The sequence below is a fragment of the Streptomyces yatensis genome (assembly GCF_018069625.1).
Lineage (GTDB): Bacteria > Actinomycetota > Actinomycetes > Streptomycetales > Streptomycetaceae > Streptomyces > Streptomyces yatensis.
The window spans coordinates 2,574,777-2,598,716 of the sequence record NZ_CP072941.1; the positions used below are offsets into that span (position 1 = coordinate 2,574,777).

The window sequence follows — 23,940 nt, forward strand, 5'->3', positions numbered from 1 at the left end:
CCCGCGTCTACCGCAGGTGAGCCGCCGCGACCCACGGTGACCAGCCATTCGTCCCGTTTGGACGCCGGAGGGGGCGGTACTCGGGAGCCATGGTTCGATGGGGATACACGATGATGACCGAGCAGGCCGGACCACGTCAGCTCGTCGACGACGTGGTCCGGGCCGAACAGGTCGGGTTCGACTTCTCGGTGACCTCCGACCACTACTTCCCGTGGCTGGACTCGCAGGGGCACGCCCCGTACGCCTGGAGCGTGCTGGGCGCCGCCGCGCAGGCCACCTCCTCGATCCCGCTGACGACGTATGTCACCTGCCCTACCGTGCGCTATCACCCGACGGTGGTCGCCCAGAAGGCGGCGACGCTGCAGTTGCTGTCCGAGGGGCGGTTCCGGCTGGGGCTCGGGTCCGGTGAGAACCTGAACGAGCATGTGATCGGGCAGGGCTGGCCGTCGGCCGATGTGCGCCACGAGATGCTGGAAGAGGCGATCGAGATCATCCGGGCGCTGTTCGGCGGTGGCTATGTCACCCACCACGGCACCCACTACGACGTCGATTCGGCGAAGCTGTGGGATCTGCCGGACCAGCCGCCGCCCATCGGCGTGGCCGTCTCCGGGCCGCAGTCGTGCCGGCTGGCCGGGCGGCTGGCCGACATCCTGATCGCCACGGAGCCCAAGCCAGAGCTGGTGGCGGACTTCGAGCGCAACGGTGGTGGCGGGAAGCCCCGGATCGGCCAGATCCCGGTCTGTTACGACCCCGACCGGGACGCGGCCATCGCGCGCGCCCATGACCAGTTCCGCTGGTTCGGGAGCGGCTGGAAGGTCAACTCGGAGCTGCCGGGGCCCGCCTCCTTCGCGGGCGCCACCCAGTTCGTCCGGCCCGAGGACGTGGCCGCGTCCATTCCGTGCGGCGATGACGTCGAGGAGTTCACGGAGCTGATCCGGCCCTTCGTGGACGCGGGGTTCACGGATGTCGCCCTCGTCCAGATCGGCGGTGACCACCAGCGGCCGTTCCTGGACTGGGCCGAGAAGCGGCTGCTGCCCGCGCTCAGGGAGCTGTAGCCCAGGGAGTTCGAGGAGTGTCCGCGCGCCGTACGAAGAGCTGGTGCAGATCGCGTACGGCGCGCGGGACGGAGCCCGAGCGGCGGCGCTGGATCACCAGCAGCACCTCGGTGGCCTCGCCGTCCTCCGCGAGCGGCCGGTGGGTGATCGCGCCACCGCGCTCCAGGGGGTCGCCGATGACGCTGAAGTCGGGGAGCACGGTGACACCCAGCCCCTCGGCCACCATCAGCTTGCCCATCTCGGCCCCGTCGGTGGAGTACGAGAAGGACGGGGTGCGCCCGGCCAGCAGCCGGTGGATGAAGCGGTGCATGAGATAGCCGGAGCGCATGACGATCAGCGGTTCGCGCCCGTCCACCAGGTCCGCCGCGCTCACTGTCGGCCGGGCGGCCAGCGGGCTGTCGGGGCGCAGACAGACCACCGGGCGGCCGCGGAGCAGCTCGGTGGTCTCGAGGTCCGGCGGGACGTCGTCCCCCCGGAGGTAGTTGACCAGGCCCAGGTCGACGCTGCCCTCCAGCAGCGCCCGGTGGATCTCGGTCTGCTGCGCGCCGACCACCTCGACCTGGGTGACCGGGTGGGTGGCGCGGAACTCCCGGACGGCCGGGATCAGCAGTGGGACGGTCGCGGTGTTGACGGTGCCCAGCCGGATCATCCGGCTGACCCGGTGCTGGTCGCCGGCGGCGCCGCGCAGCCGGTCGACGGCCTCGATGACGGTGGCGATATGCGGCAGCAACTCCCGTCCCTCGGCGCTGATCGTGGCGCCGGAGCGTTTGCGCTCCAGCAGATCCACGCCGAGTTCGCGTTCCAGATTGCGCACGGTCTCGCTCAGCGCCGGCTGGGACAGATGCAGTTCCTCGGCGGCGCGGCGCAGTGAGCCGAGGCGGGTGACCGCGGCGATGTATTCGAGCTGTTCAATTCGCACACGGCGCACGATGCCCGCCCGGTGCGCCCGCTTCAAGGGGATCCCTATCACGGTCTCATGAATACCGACTCACTCCCCGGCCCGCGTCCCGGGTAATCTCGAAGCGGGCGCCGCGGAATTCCGCGGCCCGGCCCATGCGTCCGGGATATGGAATGGACCCCGGGCCTTCTTGACCGGCAGGACTTCCCCCTGGTTGGATCGGTGACATGAAGCGACAGGACCTCACGCGGCGACGCCACGTCGACCTCGCGCGTGTCTCCAGCGCGTCCTGTTGCTGTCGGGCTTGACCTGACGTCGGGTCCGAGCGGGCCCTGAGGGATCGCCTCCGCTTCGCTCCCCGCCGCCTCCCATGATCGGGAAAGGCTTTTAGCCGCCGCCACCGAGAAAACGCGGCCGCGCTGCCCGGCCTTTGCGCATTCGCGCTGCCCGGTCTTTCCGCGCCCCGCCCCGGATGAATTCCGCTCGACGCCGGGGCGCCGATTCGCCATGCCCGTATTCGTTCCACCGGGAGTTCCCCATGCCCGCAGAACCCCTCCGTTTCGCCTATTGGGTGCCCAATGTCAGCGGCGGACTGGTCACCAGCACCATCGAGCAGCGCACCGACTGGGGCTACGACTACAACCGCGACCTGGCCGTGCTCGCCGAGAACAACGGTTTCGACTACGCCCTCAGCCAGGTCCGCTACATGGCCAGCTACGGCGCCGAGTACCAGCACGAGTCGACCAGTTTCAGCCTCGCGCTGCTGCTGGCCACGCAGCGGCTGAAGGTCATCGCCGCCGTCCACCCCGGGCTGTGGCACCCCGGCGTGCTGGCCAAGCTGGGCGCCACCGCCGATCACCTGTCCGACGGACGGTTCGCGGTGAACGTGGTCAGCGGCTGGTTCAAGGGCGAGTTCACCGCGCTGGGCGAGCCCTGGCTGGAGCACGACGAGCGCTACCGCCGCTCCGAGGAGTTCATCCGGGCGCTGCGCGCCATCTGGACCGAGGACCACGCCGAACTGGCCGGGGACTTCTACCGGATCCGGGACTTCTCGCTCAAGCCCAAGCCGCTGAGCAGCCCCGCTCGCCCGCATCCGGAGATCTTCCAGGGCGGCAACTCCACCGCCGCCCGCGCCATGGCGGGCCGGGTCTCCGACTGGTACTTCAGCAACGGCAAGGACTTCGACGGCGTCACCGAGCAGATCGGCGACGTCCGCGCCGCGGCCGCCGCCGTAGGCCGCCCGGCGCCCGGCTTCGCGCTCAACGCCTTCCTCATCGCCCGCGACACCGAGGCCGAGGCCCGCGAGACCCTGCGCGAGATCGTCGCCAAGGCCGACACCGAGGCCGTGGCCGGCTTCCGCGGCGCCGTCCAGCAGGCGGGCCGGTCCACCGCCGACGGCAAGGGCATGTGGCAGGACTCCTCCTTCGAGGACCTGGTCCAGTACAACGACGGCTTCCGTACGGGGCTGATCGGCACCCCCGAGCAGATCGCCGAGCGCATCGTCGCCTACAAGCGGCTCGGCGTGGACCTCTTCCTCCTGGGCTTCCTGCACTACCTGGAGGAGGTCGAGTACTTCGGCACGCGGGTGCTGCCGCTGGTCCGCGAGCTGGAGGCGGAGCTGCCGGAGCCGGTGCCCGCGCTGTCCTGACCGCTCCCGGCCCTCCCGCCGCCGTTTCCACCGGCTCCCGGTCCCACCGGCGCCCGATCCCACCGCCTCGACCGCATCACGAAGGGTTGCTCATGGCCACCGTCCTGTCCCTCTCCGGCTCCCCCTCCGCCACCTCCCGCACCGCCCGGCTGCTGCGCCGTCTGGACGCCCGGCTGACCGCCCAGGGCCACCAGGTGGTGCCGCTCGACGTCCGCACCCTGCCCGCCGCCGCGCTGCTCGGCGCGGACTTCTCGCATCCGGCCATCGTCCGGGCCAAGGCGCTGGTCGAGCAGGCGGACGGGCTCGTGGTGGGAACGCCGGTCTACAAGGCCGCCTACTCCGGGCTGCTGAAGTCCCTGCTGGATCTGCTGCCGCAGTACGCGCTCGCGGGCAAGACCGTGCTGCCGCTGGCCACCGGTGGCACCACCGCCCATGTGCTGGCCATCGACTACGCGCTGCGGCCGGTGCTGTCCTCCATGGGGGCGGCCCATATCGTCCAGGGCTGGTTCACCCTGGACAAGGACATCACGGTGGAGTCGGACGGCGGGGTGAGCGTGGCGGCTGGGGCCGCCGAGGCGCTGGAGCAGGTGGTCGACCAGTTCTCGGCGGCGCTCGGCCACACCACCGTCCTGGCCGCGGCGAGCTGACCATGTCGTCCCTGCCCGAGCCCGCCCATGTCATCGCCGATGACACCGAGGCGCTGAAGGTGGCCGCGGCGCTGGCCGAGGAGTTCCGTACCGGCGCCGCCGAGCGCGACGCACGGCGCAGGCTGCCGCGTGCCGAACTGGACCGGCTCTCCGCGTCCGGGCTCCTGGCCATCACCGTCCCGGCCGGGCACGGCGGCGCGGACGTGTCCGCCGTGACCCTCGCCGAGGTGTTCCGGCTGCTCGCCGCCGCCGACGCGAGCCTCGCCCAGATCCCGCAGAGCCACTTCTCGTACCTCAATGTGCTGCGCCGTCAGGGCACCGAGGCGCAGCAGGCGTTCTTCTTCGGCGAGGTGCTGGCGGGGAAGCGGTTCGGCAACGCCCAGTCGGAGGCGGGCACCCGCCACCTCCAGGACATCCGCACCCGCCTCGCCCCGGCCGCCGACGGCTCGTACACCCTGACCGGTGTCAAGAACTACTCCACCGGCGCGCTGTTCGCCGACTGGATCCCGGTGCTGGCCCGGGCGGCGGACGACGACCTGCACGTGGCCTATGTGCCGCGGGACGCGCCCGGTCTGACCGTCGTGGACGACTGGGACGGCATGGGCCAGCGGACGACCGCGAGCGGCACCGTCCGGCTGGCGGCCGTGTCCGTCCCGGCGGACCGGGTCGTACCCCACCACCTCACCTTTCGCGGACCCCAACTGCACGGTGCCAGCGCGCAGTTGCTGCACGCGGCCATCGACGCCGGGATCGCCTCGGGGGCGCTGGCGGAGGCGGTGGCCTTCGTCCGCACCAAGAGCCGCCCCTGGTTCGAGAGCGGCTTCGAGACCGCCGCCGAGGATCCGCTGCTCATCCAGCGCTTCGGCGAGCTGGCCCTCCGGGTCCGGGGCGCCGAGGCCCTGCTGTCCGCCGCCGCCCGGGCGGTGGACGCCGCCCGTGGCCACCTCGACGAGGACACCGCCGCCGAGGCGTCGATCGCGGTGGCCGCGGCGAAGGTGGCGGCGGCCAACGCGGCTTTGGAGACGGGCAGTTCGCTGTTCGAGGTCTCCGGCACCCGCTCGGCCCTGGACGCCCTGGGCCTGCACCGCCACTGGCGGGACGCCCGTACCCACACCCTGCACGACCCGTCCCGCTGGAAGGTCCAGCACATCGGCCGCTATGTGCTCAACGGCACGAAACCACCCCGTCACGGCCTCCTCTAGCCCCGTAGCCCCCGTGGCCCCCGCCCCACCCCCGCTCACCCCTGAACGGAGCCGCACCATGTCCCTCACCTTCCACTGGTTCCTGCCCACCAACGGCGACAGCCGCCATGTCGTCGGCGGTGGCCATGGCACCCCCGTCACCTCGGCCGGAGGGGACCGCCCGCCGTCCGTCGGCTATCTCTCCCAGATCGCCCGCGCCGCCGAACACCTCGGCTTCGAAGGCGCCCTCACCCCGACCGGCGCCTGGTGCGAGGACGCCTGGCTGACCACCGCGATGGTCAGCCAGCACACCGAACGGCTGAAGTTCCTGGTGGCCTTCCGGCCCGGCTTCCTCTCGCCCACCTTCGCCGCCCAGATGGCCTCCACCTACCAGCGGCAGACCGGCGGCCGGCTGATGCTCAACGTGGTCACCGGCGGCGAGAGCCATGAGCAGCGCGCCTACGGCGACTTCCTCGACAAGGACGCCCGCTACGCCCGCACCGGCGAGTTCCTGGGCATCGTCCGCGACCTGTGGGACGGCAAGACCGTCGATGCCACCGGTGAACACCTCCAGGTCGAGGGCGCCAAGCTGGCCCGGCTCCCCGACCCGCTCCCGCAGGTGTACTTCGGCGGCTCCTCCCCCGCCGCGGGCCAGGTGGCCGCCCGCCATAGCGATGTCTACCTCACCTGGGGCGAGCCCCCCGCCGAGGTCGCCCGGAAGATCGCCTGGATCCGCTCCCTCGCCGCCGCACAGGGCCGTACGATCCGCTTCGGCATCCGGCTGCACGTCATCACCCGCGACACCGCCGAGCAGGCGTGGGCCGAGGCCCGCCGGCTGCTCGACGGCTTCGACCCGGAGACCGTGCGCTCCATCCAGGCCGGGCTCGGCCGCAGCGAGTCCGAGGGCCAGCAGCGCATGCTCGCCCTGCACGGCGGCAGCCTGGACAACCTCGAGATCTACCCCAACCTCTGGGCCGGTGTGGGCCTGGTCCGCGGCGGCGCGGGTACGGCCCTGGTGGGCAGCCACACCGAGGTCGCCGAGCGGATCGCCGAATACCACCGCCTCGGGATCGACGAGTTCATCCTGTCCGGCTATCCGCATCTGGAGGAGGCGTACTGGTTCGGCGAGGGCGTCCTGCCCCTGCTGCAACGGCAGGGCCTGTGGTCCCACCCCGTCCACTCCCCCGCCACCGCCGAACGGCCCACCACCCAGGTCCCGTTCGCGGCGGCGGGCAGCTGACGGCGTACAGATCGGTGGTCAGACACCCATCCACCCGGTGCGGCGCGGCCAGGCCACCCGACCATCCGGTTGCGGCGGCCAGCAGATCCGGACCTTGCCGGTACTCGCCCACGGCGCTCCCGTCGCGAAGAAGTCGGTGTTGGCGAACACGCGATCTGCGTTCCCGACCAGAGCGTCCAGGGCCGCCGGGTCGAAGCGGACCAGTTCCACGCGGCCGGGCGCGGAAGCGGCGAGGCCGACGGCGTGGGCGGACTCCGGGGTGCGGGTGGGGACGGTGATGGACGCGCCCGTGGTGTTGAGCAGGCGTTGGATCACATGGCGGCCCATGGCCCCGGCGCCGCCGACGACGAGAATGTGGGTCATGGCTTCCCTTCCTCGTGGGCCGTGGTCGTGCTGTTCGCGTTGGGAGGTGGGTCGAGCGCTCACGGCCGTGAGCGCTCGACCCACCTCCGGCTCAGCACCGGCCAGCGCTACACGCCAGCACCATCGGCGGTGGGTGTGGCCAGTAGCTGGAGCTCCCAGGCGAGCGCGATCCCGCTGCCGCCGCCGTGGTCGGAGAGTACCTGCTGAAGCGCGCTGGCTGTTGACTCGCGAGCCCAGTCGCGCTGCCATTCGCTGATCACGGCCATCCAGGTGATGGGCACGACACCGGCCTGTTCCATGCGACGCACCGCCATGTCGTGCGTCTCGGCGCTGGCCCCGCCGCAGGCGTCCGTGACGACGAAGACGTCGTACCCCTCACCCAGCGCCTGGATGGCGGGCATGGCGACGCAGACCTCCGTCCACAGCCCGGCAATGATCAGCTTCTTGCGCCCCGTTCGCTCCACGACGTCGACGACGCGACGGTCTTCCCAGGTGTTGATGAACGTGCGGTTGATCGGCTTCTGGTCCGGAAAGACATCCTGGAGGCCCTTGATGAGGTAGCCGCCACGTTCTTCTATCACCGTAGTCAGCACCGTGGGGACGTCGAACGCCTTCGCGGCCTTGGCCAGGCCGACGACGTTGTTGACGATCATGGTTGATTCGTGGCTGTTGAGATTGGCGAACTGGAAGGGCTGGTGGTCGATGAGCACCAGGACGCTTCCCTCGGGGGTGAGCAGTGCTTCGAGTCCGGCCTTTGCGGTGCGTGTCACGATGATTCCTTCTGCGCGATGAGTTGAGCGTACGATGGTGAGATTCAGAGCTGTTCGGGTGATGCCATCCGGTAGACGAACCGGCCGAGCGCGTTGGGCTTCGTCGGGGCAGGTGGGAACGTTTCCCGTGGCGTGAAACGACGCTACGGCGGGCGTCCGGCGGGCGTCCAAGACTTGTCCGGACGCCGGGCAATAGGATTCGTCTATGGATGTCAGCCCCCGCGTCCTCCGCTACTTCATGGCCGTAGCCGAGGAACTCCACTTCGGCCGCGCAGCCACGCGTCTCTACATCTCCCAGCCGTCCCTGAGTCATCAGATCCGCAAGCTTGAGGAGACCCTCGAAACCCCGCTCTTTGTGCGTTCGAGCCGTCGGGTGCAGCTCACCGCAGCGGGCCGGACGCTGGTTCACGAGGCACCGATAGCGCTAGCTGCGCTGGAGCAAGCCGTACAGCTCACCCGGCGGGCCGGGGCAGGGATCGCGACGACGATTCGGTTGGGCTATACGCCGGTCACGAGCTTCGACACGCTCACGGTGCTTCTGGACGCTCTCCAGGAAGACCACCCCGACTTCACGGTCGACCCTCGAGAGTTCTTCAGCGCCGAGATTCCCGAACGGCTCTGTGCCGGCGACCTGGACATCGGTCTCGCCCTCTCACCGCAGCCGCTCGATGGGGTAGGCGGCGAGATCCTCCGTGAAGAGCCCGTTTCCGCGCTCCTCAGCACTCGCCACCACCTCGCTGCCGCACCGACGATCCCGGTGACGGCCCTCCGCGACGAGACGCTGCAGCTGTTCCCTCGCCGTCTCGCACCGGCCTACTACGACGGCATCGTCGCCGCATGCCACGAAGCAGGCTTCTCACCCAAGGTTTGCGCGTTCGAGGATCCGCCGGTAAACGCCATGCTCGCCCGGCTCTCCAGCGGACGCAATGTCGGCTTGGCCCCTGCATCGTTCGCTGAGCACGCCGCGAAGGGCAGCACCAGCATCGTTCGTCGCGATGTCGTCGATCCGTCGATCGTGGCAGAACTCTCGGTGCTGTGGCCCGCGAAGGATCCGTCGCCCGCCATCGCGAGCGTCCTCGCCACCGCCCGACGATGCGCTGAACACCATGGATGGCTACGCAGTCCCACCACATAGTGCCTGAAGCTACAGCCCCCAGCCTCGATCACCGAAGCGCTCCGACCCACGTCACGGAGCTTTTCTCAACCTCACGCTGCCCTTGCTGACCTGCGGAGAGTCTCAGTAACTACGGCTGCCGACGCCTCAGATCCACCGCAACGCGCATCGCGGCTCAGCCGTGTGCGGCGAACCGGACGAACTGCGCCCAGCCGTCACGGCTGACGGCAAGACCGGGGCGCGCCGTGTCTTTGGAGTCTCGTACGTGGGCGGCCTCTTCGGTGACGGCGACCTCTACGCAGCTGTCACCCTGACTGCCGCTGCAACTGGACTTGAACCAAGCACATTCCGTCGCGCTCATAGCTCTCCTCGCAGTCGCTCCAGCAAGCCCCGCGAGTCTTGGGGAGTCAGGGGCTTGCGAGCGCAGTGTGTCATAGCGCTGACAGAGCAGGCTCACCTCTTTCCGGTCGGCGATCAGCCGTCCGTTCTGCTGCCCTTCGGAGTACGCGAGGCGCCGCCCCTCCGGTGTTTCCAACAGCTGTACCGGACCGTCCAGGCAGGCATGCAACTCGGCTTCCAGCCGGGGCGAGCGGCAGCCAGCCCTCCAGCCGCCCCCTCCCCCGGAGGGTGAAACCGGCCGCGGACTGCTGCTGGTGGACGCGCTCGCCGACCGCTGGGGCACCGAGCCGCACCCTCCGGCGGGCAAGACGGTGTGGGCGGAGCTGGACTCGCGCCCCCGCTGCCGGTCAGTGCCGTAGGTCCTCGGGACGCTGGGGTATGCCCCGCAGATGACGGCCCTGCTCCGTCATGGCGTGTAAAAGGCGGTGCCCTTCGTGCGCCACGACCAGCTCCTCGGCCACGGCCACCCGGACGATGTCCACGGTGTCCAGAACCGTGATCCCCTTGCGGCGGGCGAAGCGGCCGGCCTCCCCGTCGTCGGTGATCCAGACCGAGCCGGCGAATTCCGGCCGGTTCTGGATCAGCGTCAGGGTCTCGGCCTCGCCGAGGTGCTGGAGGGGGCGCCGCGGGTCACCGGCGAAGACCAACCGCCGTAAGCGGTCGACGAGTTGGGTCTCGTGCGGGTCGTCGATCTCGATCGGCCTGCCGAGCCAGCCGTCGGCGAGGACCGTGCGGAGCCGGGGCAGATGGCGCGCCGAGCGGGTGGCCTCGTAGGCGACGGCCTGGGTCCAGCGGCCCCGGCTGTCGAGGACCTTTTCCAGCAGGCTCAGCCGGTCGACGGCCGCGAAGTTGCACAGGACCGTGTTGTCGGGGAACCACCAGGTGCGATGCGTGGCCGTCATGGCTGGAAGATCAGGTCGCCCTTCTCCGCGTCCGCGGCCGGAACGGTGGCCGTGGGCTGGTCGGGGTCCAGGGCGTCGTGCAGGGCGTTCGGGTCCATGCCGAAGTAGGCCGCGAGCGGGCGCAGCGTGGTGTCGCCTGCCAGATAGCCCTCGTAGAGACCACGGGCGGGGGTCAGCGGGAGGCGTCTGGCCTGGGCGGCGGCGACGCGCTTCTCATGGAGATCCGCGCGCTGGGCCAGCAGGTGGCACATCTCGGTGGTCACACCGCGCAGGCGGTTCCGGTCGTGGGGGGTGACCAGGCCGAGCTGGTGCAGACGGGCGGCGAGCGCGCTCGGAGAGACCTTGAATCGGACGACCAGAGCCCGGAAGGCGTCATCGGACACTCCGGAGCCGGCCGACTCGGGGCCCACTTCGGCATGGATCTCTGCCCGCGGCATCAGGAAGTTGGCCGCGAAGACATTGGCACGGACCTCCGTGTGGTCCTTCTGCCTGCCGGGCGCCAGATGGGTCTCGGTGCGCATCTCCTGTGCGTCCCGGGCCAGGATATGGCCGAGTTCATGGGCCAGGGTGAAGCGCTGCCGGGTCCACACCCCGGTGCGCGCCAGCAGCACCAGCCGGAAGTGATCGGTCTGCCAGGCTGCCCCGTCCAGGCCCTGCGGGAGATCCGTCTGTGCCACGTCGATCCCGAAGTGCTCTTCGAGGGCAAGGGCGAGATCGGAGGTCTCGCAAGCGGCCACCGACGTCACTTCGCGGGCGGACAGCGCCGTCAGGGCGTCCAGGGCCAGCGCTTCCCCCTGGTCGACATACTGCTCCAGGTCCGCCCTGGGGCGGGGCAGGTCAGGGAGCGCACGGGATCGGCCCATCAGGTCGAGCACGTCATACGCGGTGGTGAACCGGTGGACGAGCTCCTTCAGGGCGAGGCCGGGTTCGGAGTCGGGTTCGGAGTCGGCGAAGGTACTGCTGGCGCGGGCCGCGAAGGCGGGACGCTGCGGCTCGCGACCGGTGAGCAGCCAGTCCACCGTGGTCCGGCCCAGCTCCGCGATGCGGGCCAGGTCGAGCGAGGTGAAACGGCGCCTGCCACTCAGTGACTTGGACAGCTTGTCGGGGGTGAGTCCGACGCGCTCCGCGAACGCGGCCTGCTGGAGGGAGACTGCGCTCATGACCTTGCGCACACGGTCGGTCACAGACTCGTTCATAAGGACAAGGCTAACGAGGTCTTGCGAAAATCGCAATCGATGAGCGGGCCCCTGGGGAAGCGGGGCCCGCTCATCGCTCACCTCAGTCCGGCAGTCCCCACGGTTTGGCGTCGCCGACGGCCGGGACGTCGCGCGGGGCCGGGTCCGGGCGGTGGCCCCGGGGCGTGATGAGGGCCGTCGCGTCGCGGCCGAGGGGGATCTCGATACGGCCGGGGCCGGTGGAGCGGTAGCGGAGGGGGCGGCCGCGGTGGTCGCGGACGTCGATCGGGCCGGGGATGCCGTGGTGCAGGACGAGCGGGGCACCGGCCTCGCTGTGGACGCGTATCCAGCGGGTGCGCCCGGCCGAGCGGTCGGCGTCCACGAGGAAGGCGCCCTGGGTGCGCAGGGACTGGACCGAGAGGTCGGGCCAGCGGCGGGAGACCGAGGGGAAGACCCGCAGGACGCCGTTGTGGCTCTGGACGGCCATCTCCAGGATCGACTGGGCCGCGGTCAGGGGGCTTTCGGTGGCGAGGTTGCCGCCCTCGACGTACATGGTGTTCGGGGTGATCCAGGCGTTCTTGATCAGGTTGCCGTCCGTGAGGAAGGTGAGGAAGTCCAGGGCCTCCTCGGGCCGTTCCATGCGCGAGGCCATCGAGGAGGCGACGGCGTAGCTGTAACCGGCCCACAGGCTGCGGTCCTCGACCCAGTGGTCGAAGGTGGTGCGCATGATGTCCCGGTCGGCCGGGCGGTCCCAGTCCAGCTCGTGCAGCGGGTAGAGCCAGAGCATATGGGAGAAGTGGCGGTGGGACTCGGTGAGCGGCTTCTCGGCACCGATCATGATGCCGGTGGCATCGCGGGGGTAGGCCACCAGGCGGTCGAGGATCTCGCGCCAGCGCCGGGCGCGGGGGTGGTCGGTGCGGAGGATGCGCAGGCAGTCCAGGAGGGTGGCGCAGCCCCAGCGGAGGAGGGAGAGGTCGTAGGTGCAGTCCTCGGCGTCCGCCCACTCCGGTGAGCGGGTCAGCGGCAGATGCAGTTTCCCGTCGCCGCCCTCGTGGAGGAAGTGGTCGTAGAAGTTCACCGCCTTGGCGAGGATCGGGAAGAGGACGTCGCGCACGATGCGGATGTCCATGGTGTGGCGGTAGCTGAGCCAGACGTTGTGCATGGCCCAGATGAGATTGCCGTTGTTGTCGGTCTTGGTGGCGGTGCCGGGGATGCCGACGGTCTTGTCGCCGGGGCGCAGCAGCCAGTCGGAGGGGTGGGCGAGGGCGTAGGTGTCGCCGTCGCGGTACTCCGGCGGGACGGACAGCGGCAGATTCTTCTCGAACTCCTTGAAGGTGGAGGTGACGGAGTCGAGTTCGAGGTGGTTGGAGCCCTGGACCAGCCAGGTGGCGATCTGGACGTTGAGGTTCCACCAGACCGCGGTCCAGCTGCCGCCGGTCTCCGGGTACCACGGCCCCCATTCGGACATCGAGGGACCGTCGGCGCGGGTGGCGCAGGCGACCTTGTAGAGCTGGATCCAGTAGAAGCTCTGCAGCCGTTTGTCGGGTACGGAGACCAGGCTGTGCCGGTAGAAGCGCTGCCACCAGGCGCGGTGGGAGCGCACCAGGTCGTCGGGGTCGGTGGCCAGGGTCCGGGCCACCTCGGCGACGGCCAGACGGGTGGTGTGCGACAGGTCCTCGGGGTGGCGGTAGACGATATGGGCGGCCAGCAGCCTGCCGGTGCCCACGCGCCGTTCCCGCCAGGCGGTGGTCCAGCCGCCGCCGGCGATCAGCGGCTGTTCGACGTAGTGGGTGGCGCCCGTGGAGCCGGTGCGGGGGTCGGGGTTGCCGGTGTAGTCGGCGGGCTTGTCCTTGGTCCGGGGTGAGGCCGCGGGCAGCCAGGTGAACGACCAGGCCGCGGCCTCCTCACCGGCGCTGGGCCGGGTGGAGATCAGCAGCGCGCTACGGGCGTTGTGCACCAGCATCGTGAAGCGGACGCTGCCCCGGGTGGTGGTGATGGTGCCGCGCAGCTCGGCGTCCCAGATGTCCAGGGTCCAGTCGACACCCGTCACCTCTCCGGCGAGGGTGAGGTCGAAGTGGCCGATGGGCAGGCGGGAGAAGCCGTACGGAGCGCGCCACTGGGGGCGCTGGTCCTGCACCTGGGTGTGGCTGAGCATGACCTTCACGGAGCCCGGCGTCTCACCCTTGTACACCACCGCGCCGAGCAGGCCGTTGGCCAGGAAGGGGCCGTCCTTCCAGTCGCCGGGCATCCGCCGCCACCGCGGGGCGGCGGCCCTGACCATCCGTTCGGGCAGGGCCGCCGCTCCGTCGGACACTTGGGGAGCGGCCCAGGCGGTGCCCGATCCGGCCAGCCAGCCGCCAGCGCCGACCGCGGCGGCCGTGCCGATCACACCTCTGCGAGAGATCCCGTTCCCTGTTGGCGCGGTCACGTATGTGCCTCCCATATCCGGTGGTGAACTACCGGCATGGTGCAGGGCACATGGGCACCTGGGAATACCTCCGACGTATAGAAATTCAGCGCGCTAGGTATTCGCAGGTGAGGCGGGCCAAGCTCCACACATTGAGCCGTCGAGGGCCGGAGTGAGCCGATGTCTCGCCAGCGGCGGTCGCGGTCATAGCTCGGCGAGCTCCGCCCGCAGCCGTACCGTCTCCGCCGGATCCCAGCCGTCCTGCGGCACCGACGACAACAGCAGCCGGGTGTACGGATCGGCCGGGGTGTCCAGCACCCGGGTCGTCGGACCCGTCTCGACCGCACGGCCACGCCGCATCACCAGCGGGTGCCTGGGGTCGGCGAACAGCCCGTGGGCGGGCTGGTGTTCCACCACGCGCCCCGCGTACATCACGTACGCGCGGTCGCAGTAGTGCCGCCGCGAGCGGCAGATCGCGGGTGATGAAGAGCGTGCCGAGGCCGCTGCCGTCCCGCCGCCGCTCCTCCTGGATGCCGCGCAGCAGGGCCAGGACCTCCGCCTGGGTGGTCGCGTCCATCGCGCTCGTCGCCTCGTCGGCGAGGAGGAGGTCGGGCCGGTGGACAGGGCGGCGGCGATCACGACCCGCTGCAGCATGCCGCCGGACAGCTCTTCGACCACCCCCGCAGGGCCGCCGCCGGCGGGGCCTGACGCTGCGGACGGGTGCGGTCACGGCCGCGTGCGCGGGTGGCCGCCGACAGCGTCGCGTCAAGACCGCCCGTCCTCGCGTCAGCGTCGCGTCAGGGACCGGCGCCCGCCACGGGGCGCGGGACTTACCGTCCTGTCCGGGCCCCGGTCCGCCGACCGGTCCGGAGCCTTCCCCGCTCCCCCTGGAGGCACGTCATGACCAACCGTCTGTACGGAGACGACCCCGAGCCCGACGAACCCGTCCCGGCCGGACGCGTCCTGTACGTCCCCGTCCGGCCGGGGCCCGCCGGCTGCGCCGTGCGCGTCTTCCGTACCCCCCATGGCGGCCGTACCGCTGTCGGCTTCTCCACCCGGCGGCAGCTGACCGCCGTCCTCGGCACCCGGCAGCCGTGGATCCGGCTCGGCGAACCGGCGCTGCGCGCCCTCACCGAGCCGCTCGGCGCCACCTCGCTCACCGTGGACCCGCGGCTCGCGGTCCGCGATGTGGCACCCCCGGCGCCGGAGCGCCGCGACGGCACCAGGCTCGTACGGCGCCCGCGGACCGTCGGCGCCCTGCGGGTGGCGGGGGCCGCGGCCCTCGTCGGGTTCCTCGGCGGGTGGCTCGGTTGAGGACGATCTGGCCGAAGAGGCCGGCCAGGATCGCTGCGACGATTCCGGCCCGGAGTGCGACGATGAAGAGTCGGTGCATGTATCGACTATCGATTGGTTTCGATCGATAGTCAATCGAAGCCCGGCAGTGCGCACCGCGAAGTTCTCCGGGAAGGAGTGAGCGGGAAACTCGGCGACGGTGTCCGGGGGTGCGGATTCCGTGGTCGTCCCTTCTGCCGGATCACTGGTCAAGGCCGACCGCGTTCGACGGCACGTCGAAGGCGGCGAGGGTCAGCGCCACACCGGTGAACCAGCCCATCAGCACGGTGACATCGACGATGCCCTCCTCCCCGATCGCCTCCTTGGCCCGGCGGTACAGCCCGACCGGAATGACGCGCGGCCCCACCAGGGAGGACGCGAGTTCGTACACGAGCTGCTGCCGTGGCTCCTCGAAGGAGGTGGGGAGCCCGGCGATCAGGGCCTCCACCTTCCGCGGGTCGAGACCGCCCAGCGCCACGCCGATCTTCTCGTGCTCATAGGAGGCGTAGGCCGAGAGCCAGTGGCCGGTGACGACGTTCGTGACGATCTCTATCTCGGCCTTGGACAGCGACGAGTCCGTCTGGAAGTACGCACCGGTCGGAACGATCGCCGTCAGCAGCTTGGGGTTGGCCAGCCAGATCTTGTGCGGGCCGGGCACCAGGCCGCGCAGTCGCCGCGTGTATTCATACGCGTCGCGCATCTCCGGTGGCATGGCGTCGACCGGCGTTTCCACATAGCGGCCGAACGTCCCGAAGTCCTCGGGATCCTCGAACATGGGGCTCTCTCCTCCTTGCGAAGCTCTGGGGCAGCTCTGGGGCAGCTCTGGGGCCGGGCTTGCGCACCGCCCGCCGTGCGGTCAGACGTCCCGGTGCAGCCGGGTGTCGAATGAGGTGACCGGGGCGATCCGTTCCTTGCTGACGACAACGTCGATCAACGCCGGGCGGTCACCGGCGATCGCCTTCTCCAGGGCGGCGCGGAAGCCGTCCGCCGAGTCGGCGCGCGCCGCGAACATCCCGTACGCGGCCGCCACCTTGGCGTGGTCGACGTCGATGAAGTCGCAGACCTCTGCCACGGCGTCGCCGCCGAGGCCGTGCTTGAACCCGACGTGTTCGTAGGCGAGGCTCGCGTTGTTCAGGACGATGGTCACCGCGGGAATGTCCAGCCGGATCGCGGTCTCCAGGTCTCCGACGTTGTAGCCGAAGCCACCGTCGCCCACGAGCGCGAACGCGCGCCGCCCCTCCCCCGCGGCGAGTTGCGCCCCGAGGACCGCCGGGAACGCCCAGCCGAGTGTGCCGGCGGCGCGCAGGAACGTCCGGCCGGGCGCATGGACGGGAAACAGCGCGCCACCCCAGGCCCCCATGAAGCCCGTGTCCGCGACGAGCAGATCGCGGTCATCCGCCAGCTCGCGCAGGATCGCCACGACGGCTTCGGGCCGTACGTGCCCGGTGGCAGGGCGGTGGGCGACGGCCCGGAACGCCTCCCGCCAGGCCGCGCACCTGCTCCGTACCGAGGTGCGCCAGGTGTGGTGAGCGCGATTGCCCGACTCCGGGGGCAGCGCCGCGGCGAGGGCGCGGCACAGCTCGCCCGCGTCGGCCACCACGCCCCGCTCGACCGTGCGGGTCCGGCCGATGTGCTCGGCCGTCACGTCGACGTGGACCACCTCGGCGCCCGCCGACGGCAAGGTGTAGGTGTCGGTCGCGAGGCCGCCGAGATCGGTGCCGATCGCCAGGACGAAGTCGGCCTCGCGCGCGATCTCGTTCGCCACCGTGCTCGAGTAGCGTCCCGCCACGCCGACCGACAGCGGATGGTTCTCGGCGATCGCCCCCTTCCCGCCCATGGTCGTCAGGACCGGAACGCCCGCGGTTTCCGCGAGCCGGGTGAGGTCCGTGGCGGCGTCGGCGATCAGAACCCCGTTACCGGCCAGGAGTACCGGTCGCAGACTCCGGGCGAGCCGGTCGGCGATGTCGGCCACGGCGCCGGCCGAGGGCGCCGGGGGCGTCGGGCCGGAGACCGGAACGGAGCCGGTGTCGGTGTGCTTCGGTGCGGCTTCCGCGGCGAGGAGGTCGCACGGGATGTCGATGTGCACCGGGCCCGGGGCTCCCGCGCCCGCGATACGGACCGCCTGGGCGGTCAGCTCCCCGGCGCGATCGGCGCGGGTGACGCGCGCCTGCCACTTCGTCACCGGCTGGAAGAGGGGCGGCTGGTCGAGTTCCTGATACTCGAATCTGTACTCGACCCGCGTCGAGACGGTGCTGGTGAGCGCCACGAGCGGACTGTGGGCCCACCGGGCGTCCGCGAGCGCGGCGGCGACGTTGGCCGCTCCCGGCCCCCACTGCCCGTAGACGACGGCCGGCCTGCCGGTGACGCGGGCGTACGCGTCGGCCATCACCACGGAGGCGGCCTCGCTGCGGGCGAGACACATCTCGATGCCGTGATCGCGCAGGGCGCGCCAGAGCCACAGATCACCCCCGGTGATCAGGAAGACCCGGTCGACGCCGTTGTCCTTCAGCGCGCGAGCGACGTCGTGCGCAACCCGGGGTGCCGGTTCATCAGCTATCGCCACAAGCGTTCTCCTCATCCATCGGCGGCGGGCGCGACGAGTCCGTCGGCGGCGCCGGGCCACAGGGATAATAAAACGAATGACCGTTCTCTTATTTCTTCGACCCTGCCGCCCCGGGGGACGCACTGTCAAGGAGAACGATCGATCGATTTTGATGTAGCCTGGCGTCATGCCGAAGGTGAGCCAGGAGTACCTCGACGCCCGCAGGACGGAGATCCTGGCGGCGGCGCGGCGTTGCTTTGTCCGGGACGGCTTCCACGAGACGTCGATGCAGGATCTGCTCGCCGAGGCGGGGATGTCCTCGGGGTCGGTCTACCGGTATTTCTCCAGCAAGCAGGACATGATCGTCGCGATCGCCGAGGAGAACCTGGCCGAGGTGGTCCGCGAGGCCCGCCGGCAGGCCGAGCGCAGGCCGCCCGTCGGGCTCGGCGAAGCGGTCGCCGATCTCTTCGAGGTCATCAGGGCCAAGCACGCGGAGAACGGCTTCGCCGCCATCGCGCTGCTGACCTGGTCCGAATCCCTGCGCAACCCGCGGCTCGCCGAGCGGCTCACCACCGCGCTCACCGAGGCGACGGCCGACCTGGCCACCCTCGTACGGGAGCATCAGGACGTCAGCCAACTGCCGCCGGACGTGGCGGCGGACTCCCTCGCCCAGCTGATCACCTCCACGGTGCCCGGCTACATCCTCCAACTCGCCACCCTCGGCCCCGACGCGGTCGACGGCCTGCCCGCCGCCGCCCGGGCGCTGTGGCCGACCCCCGGCACCCCAGCGGCCGCCAAGGGTTCGCCGCGATCCTGACCCGGAACCTCGCTCAGTAGGCTGGACCAGCCAGTCCAGTCGAGAGGGGACGTCATGCACAAGGAGCTGACGGCGAAGGGGAAGGCCACCCGGGACCGGATCATCGAGGGCGCGGCCGCGGTGCTGCGCGAGAAGGACGTGTCGATCGCCACCCTCGATGACGTCATGGCGCGCACCCGCACCAGCAAGAGCCAGCTCTTCCACTACTTCCCCACCGGGAAGGACGAGTTGCTGCTGGCGGTCGCGCACTACGAGGCCGACCAGGTCCTGGCGGACCAGCAGCCGTACCTCGGCTGCCTGGACTCCTGGGAGGCGTGGCAGCGGTGGCGCGATGTGGTGGTCGAGCGCTACGAGGAGCAGGGCGAGGAGTGTTCGCTGGGCTCGCTGGTCCTCCATCTGGGCCGCTCCACCCCGGGCGCCCGGGATGTGGTGGTGGCGTTGATGCGCCAGTGGCAGGCGAGCCTGGCCACCGGCATCCGGGCCCTGCAGTCGGCCGGGCACCTGCCCGCCGATCTGGACGTCGAGCGCCGCGCGGCCGCCCTGCTGGCGGGCATCCAGGGCGGCGTGGCGATTCTCCAGTCGACCGGCCGGGCCGACCATCTGCGGGCCGCGCTCGATCAGGGCATCGGGGATCTGCGACGCGCCGCGGCCTGATCGGGGTGGCGGCGGACGGGCAGGTCACCCCGCCACCGACGGCGGCGAATGGACTTGCAAGTCCATTTTTTTCTTCGCACAGTGGCATGGCCCCCGGGCGGATCCGGGCGGTGCCCGCGCGTCCGACCCGACCGAGATCGAGGTCGTTTCCCGCGGGACATCGATGGCGGGTGACGAGCGTGGCAGGAGCGCGTGATGAGTGGACGGCTGCAGGACAAGAGGGCTCTGGTAACCGGTGCGACCAGCAACATCGGGCGGGCGATCGCGGAGATGTTCGCCGCCGAGGGCGCGCAGGTGATCGTGTCCGGGCGCAGCGCCGAGCGGGGCGCCGAGGTCGTCGGCGCCCTGCGCGCGCGGGGCGGCCGGGCCGACTTCGTACAGGCGGATCTGGACGGGAGCGCCGCGGCGTCCCGTGCCCTGGCCGAGGCGGCGACGTCCGCTCTGGGCGGGGGCATCGACATCCTGGTCAACAACGCGGGCGTCTACCCCGGCGACAGCACCGTGGACACCGATGAGACGGCCTTCGACCGGGTCTACGCGGTGAATGTGAAGGCGCCGTTCTTCCTGACCGCCGCGGTCGCTCCGGCCATGGCGGAAGCCGGTGGCGGGGCGATCATCAATCTGGGGTCCTGGATCGCGCGGCTGGGCATCCCCCTCGGCGCGCTCTACAGCTCCACCAAGGGTGCGGTGGAGACGCTGACGCGCGCCTGGGCCGCCGAGTTCGGCCCGCGCGGTGTGCGGGTGAACGCGATCTCCCCCGGAGTGGTCCACACGCCCGTGCCCGGCGAGGTGCACCCGGGCGACGTCATGATGAACGGCACCCCGGCCGGGGGCGTCGGAAGTCCGCGGGCCATCGCACACGCCGCGGTCTACCTCGCCGGTGACGAGGCCGCGTTCGTCCACGGCATCGTGCTGGACGTCGACGGCGGTCGCACCACGGCGGCCGTCATCGCGGCGTAGCGGCCGCACGGTCGCGGCACGGCGTACGCGTACGCCCAGCGCCCGGCCCTGAGCCGACGGATGGGCCCGGGCCCACCGGGCGCCGCGCCAACCTCGCGCGGCGCCTCGCCCTTGCCCGGCTGTGGCCACTACCCCGCCGAGGAGGCGGCGCCGGCTGCGCCGACCGCCCTCCTGGCGCCGTACCGGGACAGTTCCATCACTCCGTGAAGGGTGCGGCGAGCACCAGATCCTCCACGGTGGGCACCGAGAAGCCGGGGATATGACGGCGGCCGACCTCGGCGAAGGGGTGCATGAGCTCCGCCATGGGCTTGGTGCGGCACAGCGAGAGGATCGTGTCGATCGCGTTCTTCTTGAACCCCTTCCTGGGGAAGGTGGTGAGCACGTCCTGGAGAGCGTCGGACGGAAGCTGCTGGAGGTCGTTTCCGGCGAAGTCCATACCGGAGCCGACGGAGATCATGGCGATCTCCGGCCTCTTCCGCGTCGCGATGCCGACGTTGGTGTGCAGGGCGATCGCGTCCCAGACCAGTTCGGCCCGCTCGGCCGGTACATGGCGTTCCGTCAGGAACTTCCGTGCGGCGTCGGCGCCGTCGACCTCGAAGCGCTCGGTCGGGGTCCGGAACGCCTCGATCAGACCGAGGTCATGCAGAACCGCGGCGACGAATACGAGTTCCCGGTCGTAGGTGACGCCGCGTCGGTCGAATATCAGAGCGCCGAAGAGATACGTCCGCAAGGAATGATTGAAGATTGTCTCGGAGCACACTCTTTGTGCGTAGGCCACGGCTTCCCTGGCCAGTCCGCTGTCGGGAATGCGGACCCCGGCCACGGTCGAGGGCAGGGAGCCCGGGGTCGGCTTCGCCCCCGTGGTGCGTGCGGCGGCGGGCGCGGTGGATGCCGCGGTGGCGAGCGCGGACATCGCTCCCACCGCGGCGATACCGGCGCCGTGTTGCAGCATCGTACGCCGGGCGAATTTCTTTGTGCTCGGGTTCTCGTCGGTCATCTGTGGCGCTTTCTCATCGGTGGTTGATTTACCGAGAGCCTATGAATGCGCCGTCGAGTCAAACAGCGGAGAGAATGCCAAACAGCTCCCGATTCTCGCCACCTGGGGTGCTCAGAACATGCGGGGCTGGCCCGAGGAGGCCCGGAGTCCGCCGTCGACCGGGATCTGGACGCCGTTGACGAACCGGGCATCGGCACTGGCCAGAAAGGCGATGACGTCGGCGACCTCCTCGGGCTCGGCCGCGCGCCGCATGGGGATGCGCTGGCGGAACGCGGCCATGGCGGTCTCGTTCTCCACCACGGGCGTGGCCATCTCCGTGGCGGTGAGGCTCGGGTGCACCGCGTTGACCCGCACACCTTCGGCGCCGTGGTCGAGCGCCATGGCGTGGGTCAGGTTGACCACCGCGCCCTTCGCCGCGTTGTAGGCGGCCAGACCCCAGTCCCCGCCGAGGCCGGAGACCGAGCCAACGTTCACGATGTTGCCGCCGACGGTGCGCAGATGCGGCAGCGCGGCCTTCGACATGAAGAAGGTGCCGTCGGCGACGACGCTCATGACCTGCCGCCAGTCGGCCGTGTCGATGTCCCCCACGGTGCCGACCGCGGCCACGGCCGCGTTGTTGACCAGCACATCCAGGCGGCCGTACTCCCCCGCCACGCCATCGATGAGGGCGGTGACCGCCGATGCGTCGGAGACGTCCGCGACCCGTGCGACGACCGTCGAACCGGCGGGCGCGGCGGCGACCGTCTTCCGCAACTTCTCCTCGGTGCGTCCGACCACGATCACGGTGGCGCCCTCGCGGGCGAAACGGTGCGCCGCGGCGGCACCGATGCCGGATCCGGCGCCGGTGATGAGCACAACCTTGCCCGCGAAACGGTCCTCGCTCACGTCTTCTCCTCTTGAGCACTGTGATCCAACTCTGCCGCCCTCGGTGGCCGGTCAGTCAAGAACGACCACCATCTTGCCCTTGGCCTCGCCCGCCTCCATCACGCGGTGCGCCTCGTGGATGTCCTCGAAACGGAACACACGCGAGGGCTTCGCCTTGAGGCGGCCCGCCGCCACCTGCTCCGCGATGGCCTGGAGCGGCACATCGGAGAGCGGGAAACCGGGCGTCCCGAACACAAAGCTGCCGAAGAAGGTCAGATAGACGCCGCTTGCCATCTGCAGCAGCGGGTTGGGTTCCTCCAGCAGGGCGAAGTGCTCACGGTTGCGCGTGGTGCCGATGACATGGGCACCGGCGTTCACCGCGAGGTTGACGGCGGCCTGGCCGAAGGCCGAGGTCGCTCCCCGGATGACCAGGGTCCGCTCCGGGGTGATCTCCAGATTGCGGAACAGGCACGTCCAGGCGGTCGCGTAGGTTTCCGGGATGACGGCCGGCTCGGCCCACGGCAGGTCGGATTCGATGAGTGCCACATTCGACGCCGACGCCCGGGTGTATTCCGCGTAGCTGCCGTTGACGGTGCGTCCGAGGCCGCCCATCAGCGCGGCGGCCTTCGTCCCGACGGGGAACTCACCGCCGGGGCACGATGCCACCAGCCCGACGCATTCGATGCCGCTGACCTTGGCGGCCTCGGCCCATTCGCCCCTGCGCATATGCATCTCGGCGTGGTTGAGGCCGAAGGCCTTGATGTCGATGACGACCTGACCGGCCTCGGGCTCGGGGTCCGGTAGCTCCGTGCAGACGAGGCTGTCCGGTCCTCCGAACTTCTCGATCACGATGGCACGCACCATACGGCTCCGGTGTCGGCGTGACCCCTTTTCACCGTAGCCCCGCGGATGACCGCTCGTGATCGGGCGGAACCGGCGCGGTGGCACTCCTTATGGGGCCCATGTGGCACTCCTTATGGGGCCCATGTGGCACCCCTTATGGGGCCCATAAGGGCAGGCTGCGGCCGGTCGTGGATCGAGCGTTCCCGCCGTGGTGCGATAGGCGCATGGACCTGCGGGAGTTGCATTCCTTTGTGGCAGTGGTCGAAGAGGGCGGTTTCTCGGCCGCGGCCCGGCGGCTGCACGTCAGCCAGCCGGCGCTGTCCCAGACGGTCAGCGCTCTGGAGCGGGAGCTCAGGGTGAAGCTGCTGGTGCGCAGCAGCACCGGGGTGCGGCCCACGGACGCGGGGTCCGCCCTGCTCGGGGAGGCGCGGGCGATGCTCGCCCGGCGTGATCAGGCGCTGCGGACGATGGCCCGGTACACCGGCGGGGGCGGAGGGGTGCTGCGGATCGGCATTCCGCTGGAGTTTCCCTCGCGCCTGCTCAGTCCCGCACTCAACGAGCTGGCCGAGGCATGCCCCGACACCCGGGTCCAGGCCCGGCATCTGTCCACCTCCGAGCAACTGGCCGCGCTGCACGCCGGCGAACTCGAGCTGGGGCTGCTGCGGGAGCGCCCCACCGGGCAGGAATTCGACGCGATGGTGGTCAACAAGGAACGGCTGGGCGTGCTGGTGGCCGCGGAGCAGGCGGCGGAGCTGGCCGGGCCGGACGGTATCCCCCTGGAGGCGCTGGCCGGGCTGGAGTGGGTGTCCTTCCCACGTGCGGACAGCCCCGCCTGGTACGACGAGCTGACGGCGATCCTGCGCAGCCACGGGCTCGATCCGGGAGTGCAGGCGCCCAAGGGACAGCGGCTGATCGCGGAGGTGAAATTCGCGGCCGTCGGCGCCGGGCGGGCCTTCGCGATGGCTCCGCCGGACTGGTCGCAGCCCATTCCGGCGGGAGTGGCGTGGTCGCCACTGGTCGGCCATCCGCTCCTGCGCCGGACGTGGGCGGTGTGGTCGGCCGATTCACGGCGCCAGGATCTGGGGCGGCTCATCGCGGCGTTCGAGCAGCCGACCGAGAGTTAGGCCCTGTC

The 23,940-nt window shown here is 70.7% G+C and carries 23 protein-coding genes and 3 pseudogenes; 12 read left to right on the forward strand and 14 right to left on the reverse strand.

Translation table 11 applies throughout. The features are described 5' to 3' along the window. The first annotated feature begins 89 nt into the window (after nucleotides 1-89). Nucleotides 90-1,055 carry an LLM class F420-dependent oxidoreductase gene (locus J8403_RS10255; RefSeq protein ID WP_211122905.1) on the forward strand — a complete coding sequence of 322 codons (966 nt, stop codon included), beginning with the start codon at nucleotides 90-92 and terminating at the stop codon, nucleotides 1,053-1,055. On the opposite strand, the gene J8403_RS10260 is transcribed toward J8403_RS10255, so the two are convergent. After that, on the reverse strand, nucleotides 1,042-1,974 hold the full coding sequence (locus J8403_RS10260; protein WP_211122906.1) for a LysR family transcriptional regulator: 933 nt from the start codon (nucleotides 1,972-1,974) through the stop codon (nucleotides 1,042-1,044). The two genes, J8403_RS10255 and J8403_RS10260, sit on opposite strands and share 14 nt — an antisense overlap. Nucleotides 1,975-2,491: 517 nt before the next feature. Between J8403_RS10260 and sfnG the strand changes: the two genes are divergently transcribed. The 4 genes from sfnG to J8403_RS10280 all read left to right on the forward strand — a co-directional run bounded on the left by sfnG (nucleotide 2,492) and on the right by J8403_RS10280 (nucleotide 6,669). Continuing rightward, on the forward strand, nucleotides 2,492-3,601 hold the full coding sequence (sfnG, locus tag J8403_RS10265) for a dimethylsulfone monooxygenase SfnG (protein WP_211122907.1): 1,110 nt from the start codon (nucleotides 2,492-2,494) through the stop codon (nucleotides 3,599-3,601). Between the two features lie 92 nt (nucleotides 3,602-3,693). Beyond that, nucleotides 3,694-4,248 carry an NADPH-dependent FMN reductase gene (gene ssuE / locus J8403_RS10270; RefSeq protein ID WP_211122908.1) on the forward strand — a complete coding sequence of 185 codons (555 nt, stop codon included), beginning with the start codon at nucleotides 3,694-3,696 and terminating at the stop codon, nucleotides 4,246-4,248. Nucleotides 4,249-4,250: 2 nt separating this feature from the next. After that, nucleotides 4,251-5,450: an SfnB family sulfur acquisition oxidoreductase gene (locus J8403_RS10275; protein ID WP_211122909.1), complete on the forward strand. Its 1,200-nt coding sequence runs from the start codon at nucleotides 4,251-4,253 to the stop codon at nucleotides 5,448-5,450. Between the two features lie 58 nt (nucleotides 5,451-5,508). Next, nucleotides 5,509-6,669 carry an LLM class flavin-dependent oxidoreductase gene (locus tag J8403_RS10280; protein ID WP_211122910.1) on the forward strand — a complete coding sequence of 387 codons (1,161 nt, stop codon included), beginning with the start codon at nucleotides 5,509-5,511 and terminating at the stop codon, nucleotides 6,667-6,669. A gap of 18 nt (nucleotides 6,670-6,687) precedes the next feature. On the opposite strand, the gene J8403_RS10285 is transcribed toward J8403_RS10280, so the two are convergent. Then, entirely contained in the window at nucleotides 6,688-7,032 is a 345-nt protein-coding gene (locus tag J8403_RS10285) for an NAD-dependent epimerase/dehydratase family protein (RefSeq protein WP_211122911.1), read from the reverse strand. Between the two features lie 107 nt (nucleotides 7,033-7,139). Continuing rightward, nucleotides 7,140-7,802: a hydrolase gene (locus J8403_RS10290; protein WP_211122912.1), complete on the reverse strand. Its 663-nt coding sequence runs from the start codon at nucleotides 7,800-7,802 to the stop codon at nucleotides 7,140-7,142. Between the two features lie 205 nt (nucleotides 7,803-8,007). On the opposite strand from J8403_RS10290, the gene J8403_RS10295 reads away from it, so the two are divergent. Continuing rightward, the gene (locus J8403_RS10295; RefSeq protein WP_211122913.1) at nucleotides 8,008-8,937 is read left to right on the forward strand and encodes a LysR substrate-binding domain-containing protein; all 930 of its coding nucleotides are present in this window, start codon (nucleotides 8,008-8,010) and stop codon (nucleotides 8,935-8,937) included. Nucleotides 8,938-9,091: 154 nt separating this feature from the next. Here the strand turns inward: J8403_RS10295 and J8403_RS10300 are convergent, their stop codons facing one another. Both J8403_RS10300 and J8403_RS43540 read right to left on the reverse strand, forming a co-directional pair. Then, the gene (locus tag J8403_RS10300) at nucleotides 9,092-9,277 is read right to left on the reverse strand and encodes a DUF397 domain-containing protein (protein WP_211122914.1); all 186 of its coding nucleotides are present in this window, start codon (nucleotides 9,275-9,277) and stop codon (nucleotides 9,092-9,094) included. Continuing rightward, a pseudogene (locus J8403_RS43540) lies at nucleotides 9,274-9,496 on the reverse strand (Scr1 family TA system antitoxin-like transcriptional regulator); the annotation flags it as partial. The pseudogene J8403_RS43540 and the gene J8403_RS10300, both read right to left, overlap by 4 nt. On the opposite strand from J8403_RS43540, the pseudogene J8403_RS43545 reads away from it, so the two are divergent. Then, nucleotides 9,495-9,674, forward strand: a pseudogene (locus J8403_RS43545) (ATP-binding protein); the annotation flags it as partial. The pseudogenes J8403_RS43540 and J8403_RS43545 overlap by 2 nt on opposite strands. Here the strand turns inward: J8403_RS43545 and J8403_RS10305 are convergent. The 4 genes and pseudogenes from J8403_RS10305 to J8403_RS10320 form a co-directional block, all read right to left on the reverse strand. Next, nucleotides 9,663-10,217, reverse strand: a complete 555-nt coding sequence (locus J8403_RS10305; RefSeq protein ID WP_211122915.1) for a PIN domain-containing protein — start codon at nucleotides 10,215-10,217, stop codon at nucleotides 9,663-9,665. The pseudogene J8403_RS43545 and the gene J8403_RS10305 sit on opposite strands and share 12 nt — an antisense overlap. Next, complete coding sequence (locus J8403_RS10310) at nucleotides 10,214-11,413, reverse strand: XRE family transcriptional regulator (protein ID WP_211122916.1); 1,200 nt, start codon at nucleotides 11,411-11,413, stop codon at nucleotides 10,214-10,216. The genes J8403_RS10305 and J8403_RS10310 overlap by 4 nt, the downstream gene beginning before the upstream one ends. 82 nt (nucleotides 11,414-11,495) lie before the next feature. Next, nucleotides 11,496-13,820: a glycosyl hydrolase family 95 catalytic domain-containing protein gene (locus J8403_RS10315; RefSeq protein WP_343245280.1), complete on the reverse strand. Its 2,325-nt coding sequence runs from the start codon at nucleotides 13,818-13,820 to the stop codon at nucleotides 11,496-11,498. A gap of 201 nt (nucleotides 13,821-14,021) precedes the next feature. Further along, a pseudogene (locus J8403_RS10320) lies at nucleotides 14,022-14,468 on the reverse strand (ABC transporter ATP-binding protein); the annotation flags it as partial. A gap of 231 nt (nucleotides 14,469-14,699) precedes the next feature. On the opposite strand from J8403_RS10320, the gene J8403_RS10325 reads away from it, so the two are divergent. Continuing rightward, on the forward strand, nucleotides 14,700-15,113 hold the full coding sequence (locus tag J8403_RS10325) for an SAV_915 family protein (protein WP_211122918.1): 414 nt from the start codon (nucleotides 14,700-14,702) through the stop codon (nucleotides 15,111-15,113). Between the two features lie 220 nt (nucleotides 15,114-15,333). Here the strand turns inward: J8403_RS10325 and J8403_RS10330 are convergent, their stop codons facing one another. Beyond that, nucleotides 15,334-15,906, reverse strand: a complete 573-nt coding sequence (locus J8403_RS10330) for a carboxymuconolactone decarboxylase family protein (protein WP_211122919.1) — start codon at nucleotides 15,904-15,906, stop codon at nucleotides 15,334-15,336. Between the two features lie 81 nt (nucleotides 15,907-15,987). After that, a complete protein-coding gene (locus J8403_RS10335; protein WP_211122920.1) occupies nucleotides 15,988-17,694 on the reverse strand; it encodes a thiamine pyrophosphate-binding protein in 1,707 nt (568 codons plus the stop codon). Nucleotides 17,695-17,860: 166 nt separating this feature from the next. Between J8403_RS10335 and J8403_RS10340 the strand changes: the two genes are divergently transcribed. The 3 genes from J8403_RS10340 (at nucleotide 17,861) to J8403_RS10350 (ending at nucleotide 20,104) form a co-directional block, all read left to right on the forward strand. After that, nucleotides 17,861-18,490, forward strand: coding sequence for a TetR/AcrR family transcriptional regulator (locus J8403_RS10340; protein WP_211122921.1), 630 nt, complete (start codon nucleotides 17,861-17,863; stop codon nucleotides 18,488-18,490). Between the two features lie 54 nt (nucleotides 18,491-18,544). Beyond that, complete coding sequence (locus tag J8403_RS10345) at nucleotides 18,545-19,144, forward strand: TetR/AcrR family transcriptional regulator (RefSeq protein WP_211122922.1); 600 nt, start codon at nucleotides 18,545-18,547, stop codon at nucleotides 19,142-19,144. Nucleotides 19,145-19,339: 195 nt separating this feature from the next. Continuing rightward, nucleotides 19,340-20,104: an SDR family NAD(P)-dependent oxidoreductase gene (locus tag J8403_RS10350; protein ID WP_211122923.1), complete on the forward strand. Its 765-nt coding sequence runs from the start codon at nucleotides 19,340-19,342 to the stop codon at nucleotides 20,102-20,104. Nucleotides 20,105-20,300: 196 nt separating this feature from the next. Here the strand turns inward: J8403_RS10350 and J8403_RS10355 are convergent, their stop codons facing one another. The 3 genes from J8403_RS10355 to J8403_RS10365 all read right to left on the reverse strand — a co-directional run bounded on the left by J8403_RS10355 (nucleotide 20,301) and on the right by J8403_RS10365 (nucleotide 22,829). Further along, on the reverse strand, nucleotides 20,301-21,101 hold the full coding sequence (locus J8403_RS10355) for an HD domain-containing protein (RefSeq protein ID WP_211122924.1): 801 nt from the start codon (nucleotides 21,099-21,101) through the stop codon (nucleotides 20,301-20,303). A gap of 111 nt (nucleotides 21,102-21,212) precedes the next feature. Continuing rightward, nucleotides 21,213-21,986 (reverse strand): meso-2,3-butanediol dehydrogenase, encoded by a 774-nt coding sequence (gene budC / locus J8403_RS10360; protein WP_211122925.1) that lies wholly within the window; start codon nucleotides 21,984-21,986, stop codon nucleotides 21,213-21,215. Nucleotides 21,987-22,037: 51 nt separating this feature from the next. After that, nucleotides 22,038-22,829, reverse strand: a complete 792-nt coding sequence (locus tag J8403_RS10365; protein ID WP_246585782.1) for a zinc-binding dehydrogenase — start codon at nucleotides 22,827-22,829, stop codon at nucleotides 22,038-22,040. Nucleotides 22,830-23,032: 203 nt separating this feature from the next. On the opposite strand from J8403_RS10365, the gene J8403_RS10370 reads away from it, so the two are divergent. Continuing rightward, nucleotides 23,033-23,932, forward strand: a complete 900-nt coding sequence (locus J8403_RS10370) for a LysR family transcriptional regulator (protein ID WP_211122926.1) — start codon at nucleotides 23,033-23,035, stop codon at nucleotides 23,930-23,932. The last annotated feature ends 8 nt before the right edge of the window (nucleotides 23,933-23,940 follow it).